At 60.5% G+C, this 7764-nt stretch carries 9 protein-coding genes and 1 pseudogene; 8 read left to right on the top strand and 2 right to left on the bottom strand.

Going from position 1 to position 7764, the window contains the following annotated elements:
• The coding region (smpB, locus tag VEJ16_02415; GenBank protein HYB08507.1) for an SsrA-binding protein SmpB at nt 1-469 on the top strand (469 nt) is incomplete at its 5' end.
• A 42-nt stretch (nt 470-511) separates the two neighbouring features.
• On the opposite strand, the gene VEJ16_02410 is transcribed toward smpB, so the two are convergent.
• Both VEJ16_02410 and VEJ16_02405 read right to left on the bottom strand, forming a co-directional pair.
• Nucleotides 512-1162, bottom strand: coding sequence for a uracil-DNA glycosylase (locus tag VEJ16_02410; GenBank protein ID HYB08506.1), 651 nt, complete (start codon nt 1160-1162; stop codon nt 512-514).
• A 7-nt stretch (nt 1163-1169) separates the two neighbouring features.
• Nucleotides 1170-1763 (bottom strand): NYN domain-containing protein, encoded by a 594-nt coding sequence (locus VEJ16_02405; protein HYB08505.1) that lies wholly within the window; start codon nt 1761-1763, stop codon nt 1170-1172.
• 157 nt (nt 1764-1920) lie between these two features.
• Between VEJ16_02405 and folK the strand changes: the two genes are divergently transcribed.
• The 7 genes and pseudogenes from folK to VEJ16_02370 form a co-directional block, all read left to right on the top strand.
• Nucleotides 1921-2430, top strand: a complete 510-nt coding sequence (folK, locus tag VEJ16_02400) for a 2-amino-4-hydroxy-6-hydroxymethyldihydropteridine diphosphokinase (protein HYB08504.1) — start codon at nt 1921-1923, stop codon at nt 2428-2430.
• 108 nt (nt 2431-2538) lie between these two features.
• Nucleotides 2539-2802 (top strand): annotated as a pseudogene (rpoZ, locus tag VEJ16_02395) (DNA-directed RNA polymerase subunit omega).
• A gap of 319 nt (nt 2803-3121) precedes the next feature.
• The gene (locus VEJ16_02390) at nt 3122-5269 is read left to right on the top strand and encodes a bifunctional (p)ppGpp synthetase/guanosine-3',5'-bis(diphosphate) 3'-pyrophosphohydrolase (GenBank protein HYB08503.1); all 2148 of its coding nucleotides are present in this window, start codon (nt 3122-3124) and stop codon (nt 5267-5269) included.
• Between the two features lie 31 nt (nt 5270-5300).
• Nucleotides 5301-6053: a pyridoxine 5'-phosphate synthase gene (locus VEJ16_02385; GenBank protein HYB08502.1), complete on the top strand. Its 753-nt coding sequence runs from the start codon at nt 5301-5303 to the stop codon at nt 6051-6053.
• Between the two features lie 31 nt (nt 6054-6084).
• Nucleotides 6085-6495 (top strand): holo-ACP synthase, encoded by a 411-nt coding sequence (gene acpS / locus VEJ16_02380; GenBank protein ID HYB08501.1) that lies wholly within the window; start codon nt 6085-6087, stop codon nt 6493-6495.
• Nucleotides 6496-6614: 119 nt separating this feature from the next.
• On the top strand, nt 6615-7436 hold the full coding sequence (gene lepB / locus VEJ16_02375; GenBank protein ID HYB08500.1) for a signal peptidase I: 822 nt from the start codon (nt 6615-6617) through the stop codon (nt 7434-7436).
• A gap of 8 nt (nt 7437-7444) precedes the next feature.
• The coding region (locus VEJ16_02370; protein ID HYB08499.1) for a ribonuclease III domain-containing protein at nt 7445-7764 on the top strand (320 nt) is incomplete at its 3' end.

The following is a 7764-nucleotide window of genomic DNA, read 5'->3' as shown; positions in this document are numbered from 1 at the left end:
AGCATCCCGAACTGGCGCGCAGCGGGTTGCAGCCCAGAATAGGCGTGCGCGCCACGACTATTTCATCGAGGAAACCGTCGAGGCCGGACTCGTGCTCGCTGGCAGCGAAGTAAAGGCGCTGCGCGAGGGGCGCGGCAATCTGAATGATGCCTATGCTGGTCCGAATGAGGGCGGGCTGTGGCTCTACAATGCGTACATCCCGGAGTACCGCGCGGCCAACCGGTTCAACCACGAGACGCGGCGACCGCGAAAGCTGTTGCTCCACCGGCGCCAGATCGATCGGCTCTCAGGTCTCGTGCAGCGTGAAGGGGCTACGCTGGTGCCGCTTCAAATCTATTTCAACGCGCGCGGCGTCGCTAAAATCGAGATCGGCTTAGCCCACGGCAAGCGAAAGGCCGACAAGCGGGAAGCGGAGAAGGAACGGAGCTGGCGCCGCGACAAGGCCCGCATTCTGCGCGAGCGCGGATAGTTGCGGCCATTTTAAGCGAGTCCTCATCACCCGCGGCGCCAGTTAAATCCCGATGTGAGTCTTGATGCGTGCAATGACGGCTTCGAACATGGCGGGGGTGAGCCGCCCCGTGTTCGTGTTGAGGCGCGAGCAATGATAACTGTCGAAAAGGTGGAGGCCGCTCGGCAAAACATGCTCAGCACCGTGGGCGAACTTGTACTTCGACGGCTTCAACCCAAAACAAGCCAAGGCCGAAGCATGTGAAATGTTGCCGAGGCAAAGTATGGCGGCGAGACGCGCGAGTGAGGCGATCTCGGCTTTAAGGAATACTCGGCACGTCGCGACCTCGTCGGGTGTGGGCTTGTTATCCGGCGGAACGCAACGCACCGCATTGGTGATGCGGGTCTCGACAAGGCTGAAGCCGTCATTGGGATCGGCACGGTAGTCGCCTTCCGCAAATCCTAATTTGCGGAGCGTGCCATAGAGGAGATCGCCTGCGTAGTCGCCGGTGAAGGGGCGTCCCGTTCGGTTGGCACCCTTGAGCCCCGGGGCAAGCCCGACGACGAGGAGGCGAACGTCCGCACGGCCGAAGGAAGGGACGGGCGAATTGTGGAAGTCTGGGTAAAGCTGCTGGTTTTTGGCGCGGAATTCAACCAGACGAGGGCAGCGCGCGCAGTCACGCGCAGGCCCCTCGTTCGCACGGCCAAGCGGCACGCGGAGCCTATCCGGCGGTGTCGTAGATATCCTCGTCGTCACTGCGATGAAAATCGACCTGTTCGCGGTGTTGGTGGGCGCGCTGGATCTTGGGCGCCAGGTCCTGGAGTTCGATGAAATTGTCGGCCTGCCGGCGCAGCTCGTCCGCGACCATCGGCGGTTGGGAGCGGATGGTGCTGACTACTGAAACTCTCACGCCTTTGCGCTGTACCGCCTCGACGAGGCGGCGGAAATCGCCGTCACCGGAGAACAGCACGATATGGTCTAGCCGATCGGCCATCTCCATCACGTCGATCGCGAGCTCAATATCCATGTTACCTTTGATCTTGCGCCGGCCGGCTGCGTCGGTGAATTCCTTGGTTGGCTTCGTCACCATGGCGTAGCCATTGTAATCGAGCCAATCGACAAGCGGCCGAATCGGCGAGTAGTCCTGGTCCTCGAACAGGGCCGTATAATAAAAAGCGCGTACAAGCTGACCCTTGGTCTGGAAGAGCTCGAGCAGGCGCTTGTAGTCTATGTCAAAGCCCAATGCTCTTGCCGCCGCATAAAGGTTCGAGCCGTCGATGAAGAGTGCAATCCGTTCGTTGGGGTAAAAATTCATGGTCCAATACCCGATATGAAATTGACGAAATCGTCAGTGAAACTATCCCGTTGCGCCCGAAAGCCGTCGAAGTCACTCCGGATGCCAATAGTTACCTAATGGCCAAACATCTTGCTGGCAAGCCCAAAGCCGATTGTGGGACGAGGAAAGTCAGGCAATGATCTACATAGCACTTGGCTCTAATTTGCCGAGCGCTCGGTTCGGTGCACCCTTGGATACGCTCAACGCTGCGGTCGATGCGATTGAGCGAAGTGGAATACACGTGGTGAAGCACTCGCGCTGGTATCGCTCGCCCGCTTACCCACCATCGGATCAGCCGGATTTCGTCAACGGCGTCATTGCGGTCGAAACACTGCTGCCGCCGGCCGCCTTGTTGACGCGGCTGCATGCGATCGAGGCGTCGTTTGGCCGCGAGCGGCAGGAGCAAAACGCAGCCCGCACGCTCGATCTCGATCTGATCGCCTATGATGATGTTGCATGTGCGGGAGCGGACAACGAGCCCGCCTTGCCGCACCCGAGGATGGTGGGGCGAGCATTCGTCTTGCGACCACTCCAGGACATAGCACCCGATTGGCGGCACCCCTTGACCGGGGAGACGATTTCGGCCCTTATAGCAGCACTTCCGCCCGACCAAAGGGCGGAAGTGCTGGAAAACGGCGCGAAATAGAGGTCGGGCGACGGGAAGTCAAAGGATTTCCCGCCGAAGTGGTTGCAGTGTGTCACTGCAACCCCTATATTTCTCAGTGAATTTCAGGCGTTCCTGGAGTGAATCTAAATGGCTCGCGTAACAGTAGAAGACTGCGTCCTCCGCGTTCCGAACCGCTTCGAGCTGGTCATGCTTGCGGCACATCGGGCGCGCGACATTGCGGCTGGTGCGGCGCTCACGCTCGATCGCGACAATGACAAGAACCCGGTCGTGGCCCTGCGGGAGATCGCAGATCAGACGGTTGCCATCGATCACCTCCAGGAGGAGCTGGTCAGGGGCATGCAGAAAACTGTCGAAGCCGACGAGCCCGGCGAAGAGGAAATGGACGCCATGGCGGCGGCCCAGCAGATCGCCGCCGCGGCAAGTGCCGAACTGACACCAGCGGCGACGGAAGAGGACGCCGAGGACGAGGAACTTCTGCCCGAAGGCGACGAGACCGAAGCTGACATGGATGACGTGGAAATCGAGTCGGGGGCGGAATCCGACGAGGAGTCCGGACGGGACTTGGGGTGACTGAGCGGAGGGCCATGGGTACGCAAGGGACTCCGTGGCGCCGCCTCGAATTCGGGTTCATCAAGCGAAGCTCAATTAGTAATGCGCGCTCCGGCGACGCTCGCGCCCGAGGGGCGACCGAGCGTGAAGGTTGGGTGCCGTGATTCGGCAATACGAGCTCGTTGAACGGGTTCGCTCCTACGATCCACACGCGGACGAGGACAAGCTCAATCGCGCCTACGTGTTCTCGATGAAGGCGCATGGCAGCCAGAAGCGCGAGTCGGGCGATTCCTATTTCTCGCATCCGCTCGAGGTTGCCGGCATCCTCACCCATTACAAGCTCGACGACGACACGATCGTAACGGCACTCCTGCATGACACGGTTGAGGACACCCTCGCGACCACCGATGAACTCGAGCGGCAATTCGGTTCCGAGGTAGCGCGGCTCGTCGACGGCGTGACCAAGCTTTCGCGCATCGAACTTCAATCCGAGGCGAGCCGGCAGGCTGAGAATTTTCGCAAGCTCCTGCTGGCGATGTCCGAAGATATCCGGGTCCTGTTGGTCAAACTCGCCGATCGTCTTCACAACATGCGCACGCTCAAATTCATCAGGGACCCGGAGCGCCGCCGGCGCATTGCCCGGGAGACGATGGATATCTATGCCCCGCTCGCCGAGCGGATCGGAATGCACGAAATCAAGGATGAGCTTGAGGACTTGGCCTTCGCCGAGATCAATCCGGATGCGCGCGAATCGATTATCGCGCGCCTCAGATTCCTGCGTGAGCAAGGTGGGGGCCTCGTCACGCGAATCATCGACGAGCTTCGGCGAATCCTGCGCGAGGACGGGCTCGACGTTGAGATCTCCGGCCGCGAGAAGCAGCCTTATTCGATCTGGCGCAAGATGCAGAAGCGCAACGTCGCCTTCGAACAGCTCTCCGACATCATGGCGTTTCGGGTTGCGGTCGCCGACATAGGCGATTGCTATCGCGCTCTCGGCGTCATCCATGGCCGCTACCGCGTCGTACCCGGGCGCTTCAAGGATTACATCTCGCTTCCGAAGCCGAACGGCTACCGCTCCCTTCACACGGGTGTGTTCGGCCCGGAAAAGCAGCGCATCGAGATTCAAATTCGCACCAAGGATATGCACGAAGTCGCCGAATACGGCGTTGCGGCGCATTGGGAGTACAAGCAGGGTACCACCAAGGACGGCAAGCAGTATCGTTGGCTGCGCGAGTTGCTCGAGATCCTGGAGCATGCCGCGGGACCCGACGAGTTCCTCGAGCACACGAAGCTCGAGATGTTCCAGGATCAGGTTTTCTGCTTTACACCCAAGGGTGACCTTATCGCTCTTCCCACGGGGGCCACTCCGGTCGATTTCGCCTATCAAATCCACTCTCAAATCGGCGACCGCTGCGTTGGCTGCAAGATCAACGGGCGCATGATGCCGCTCAGGACGCAGCTCAAAAACGGGGACCAGGTCGAAATCGTGACGTCGCGCACACAGACGCCGTCGCCCGAGTGGGAGCGCTTTGTCGTTACCGGGAAGGCGCGTTCGCGCGTTCGTCGCTTTATTCGCACGCAAAAGCGTCAGGAGTACATGACTCTCGGGCGAAGCATCCTTGAAAAGGCGTTTCGCCAGGCGGGGTACGAGTTCACCGAAAAGGCAGTCGAAAGTGTGCTCAAGATCCTCAAGTCGGACAGTGCCGACGACTTGATCGCGGCGGTGGGCGAGGGCATCCACACGGCTCGGGAGGTGCTCGTTGCAGTCTACCCCAGTCTCAAGCAGCAATCACCCAAGGACGCCAAGATTGTGCCGATTGGCAAGGCGCGCGGACGGCGCGCTAAGCCGGTGGACAATGCGATTCCAATCAAGGGGCTCATCCCGGGCATGGCAGTGCATTTCGCCGGCTGCTGTCACCCCCTTCCTGGCGACCGCATCGTCGGGCTGGTGACCACCGGAAAGGGGGTTACGATCCACACGATCGACTGCGAAACGCTCGAGCGTTACAGCGACACGCCCGAACGTTGGATCGACGTGGGCTGGGATTCAGGGGCTAGCGAAGACGAGGGGCATATTGGCCGACTCACGGTCGTCGTGTCGAACGAGCCCGGCACGCTCGGCGAACTCTCGACCCTCATCGGCAAGCAGAAGGGGAACATCACGAATCTGCGGATCACTCACCGCTCCACGGATTTCTTCGAAATGATGGTGGACATCGAGGTGCAGGACGTTAAGCATCTCACGAATATCATGGCAGCACTGCGCGCCTCGCCCGCGATCAATTCGGTAGAGCGGGCACGCGGTTAGCGGCATAGGGAGCGGGCTCCCGGGGGACAGCATGACGAAGCGGCATTTGCGACTTGGCGTAAACATCGATCACGTGGCGACGATCCGAAACGCGCGCGGAATCCGCCATCCTGATCCCGTGCGCGCGGCGCGTCTCGCGGCACAATCCGGCGCTGACGGTATTACCGCGCATTTGCGGGAGGATCGCCGCCATATCTCGGACGAGGATATCGCTCGCTTGAGCAGAGAGATCGACGTGCCGCTCAATCTCGAGATGGCGGCGACCGACGAGATGCTGGCCATAGCGCTCAGGCATAAGCCCCACGCCGCCTGCATCGTGCCGGAACACCGTGCCGAGCTCACCACGGAAGGCGGGCTCGATGCCGTCGGTGGCCAAAACCATCTCGCCCACTACGTGCGCGAACTCGGAAAGGCGGGCATCCGCGTCTCTCTCTTCATCGATCCCGATATCGCTCAGCTCGATGCCGCCAAAGCGCTGGGGGCACCCGTGGTGGAGCTGCATACTGGGTCCTATTGCGAGGACGATGGCTCCGAGCGCGAGCTGGCGCGCCTTGCGAAGGCGGCGGCACACGCCGAGGCGATCGGCCTCGAGTGTCATGCCGGACACGGGCTTTCCTTCGATACAGTAGGTCCGATTGCGGCGATCCCGACGATCGTCGAGCTCAACATCGGGCACTTTCTCGTCGGTGAGGCGATATTCGGCGGTCTCGAATCCGCGATCAAACGCATGCGAGCGCTCATGGACAAAGCGCGGGCAGAAGCCGCAGGCGAAAAAAGCGCCTAAGCAGCATACAAATCGATTTCTGGAGCGACGCGTGATTGTCGGCATCGGGAGCGACTTGATCGATATTCGCCGCATCGAACGCACGCTCGAGCGCTTTGGTGAGCGTTTCGTCACCCGCATCTTCACGGATATCGAGCGGGAGAAATCGGATCGGCGGCGCAATCGTGCGGCAAGCTATGCACGCCGCTTCGCCGCGAAGGAAGCGTGTTCGAAGGCGCTCGGCACCGGATTTCGGAAAGGAATCTTTTGGCGCGATCTCGGAGTCGTCAATCTTCCGTCCGGCCGGCCGACAATGGAACTCACCGGCGGCGCTGCAGAGCGCTTGGCGGCATTGATTCCTCCAGGCATGGAGGCGCGGATCGACATCACGATCACCGATGAACCACCGTTGGCCGAGGCGGTCGTGATCATTTCGGCCATTCCTATGGGTTCCAATCGATAAATCAGGCAGTTCGGCGTTTTGCTTGACAGGGGTGGCTCAGGCTGGCTTGATCCGACCGGCCGATCCCCACAGATTTTCGAAAGAGTGAAGCGATGTCAGATAGTTACAGGCAGAAACTGATGGCCAGGAAAAAAGCGGGAAGCGTTGTTGAGGCAGTTAAGACGATTGTCTACGCCATTCTCATCGCAATCGTGATTCGTACCTTTGCCTTCGAGCCGTTCAATATTCCCTCGGGCTCGATGATTCCGACCCTACTCGTCGGTGATTACCTGTTCGTCTCCAAATACTCCTATGGCTATAGCCGCTATTCGCTGCCGTGGGGATTGCCGCTTATTTCGGGCCGCATCTTTCAAAGTTCGCCCAAGCGGGGCGACGTGGTCGTCTTCAAGCTGCCGACCGATAACAAGACCGACTATATCAAGCGCGTCATCGGCCTCCCCGGCGACCAGATCCAGGTTGTCGGTGGCGTGCTTCACATCAACGGTCAGCCGGTCAAGCTGGACCAAGTGCCGGACTATGTTCCGGAGGGATCGGGTCAAGGTGTCACGCAATACATCGAGACGTTGCCGAATGGGGTCAGGCACCCCATCTTGAAGCGCTTCCCGATCGCCCTCTCCAGTGGCGAAACCCAGTCGCGCGCCGCCGCGGTGCCTCCGGTTGTTTGCGGTAATCCCTCCGACAATGCATCGATCGAGAATTTCGATCCGAACAATACGCCGGTCTATCAGGTTGCCCTCGGTCACTATCTGATGATGGGCGACAACCGCGACAATTCCCAGGATAGTCGATTCTTGCGCGACGTCGGCTGTCCGGCGGCTGAAAACCTTGTCGGCCGTGCAGAGATATTGTTCTTCTCGACCGATGGCAGTGCCGAACTTTGGGAGCCCTGGAAGTGGCCGTTCGCGATTCGCTATAGCCGGCTCTTCCAAGCGGTGCATTAGAGACGCGCGTGAGCGAACGCCGCTCGGGCAAGCTCAAGGCGCTCGAAGAAGCGCTCGGCCACGACTTCGAGCGACCCGAGCTGCTTGAGCAAGCGTTGACCCACCGCAGCGCGGTGCGCGCACGCGGAAAAGTCTCCGAAGGCTATGAGCGGCTTGAGTTCCTCGGGGATCGGGTGCTCGGCCTCCTGGTGGCCGAATTGCTTGTCAACCGCTTCCCGCGTGAGCAGGAGGGTGAGCTCACGCGCCGGCATACTGCACTCGTGCGCCGCGACACGCTGGTGCGCATCGCGCGCGGAATCGATCTCGGCGCCTATCTCAAGCTCTCGAA

This window comes from Alphaproteobacteria bacterium (assembly GCA_035625915.1).
GTDB lineage: Bacteria > Pseudomonadota > Alphaproteobacteria > JACZXZ01 > JACZXZ01 > DATDHA01.
This window is presented reverse-complemented; position numbering and strand designations above follow the sequence as displayed.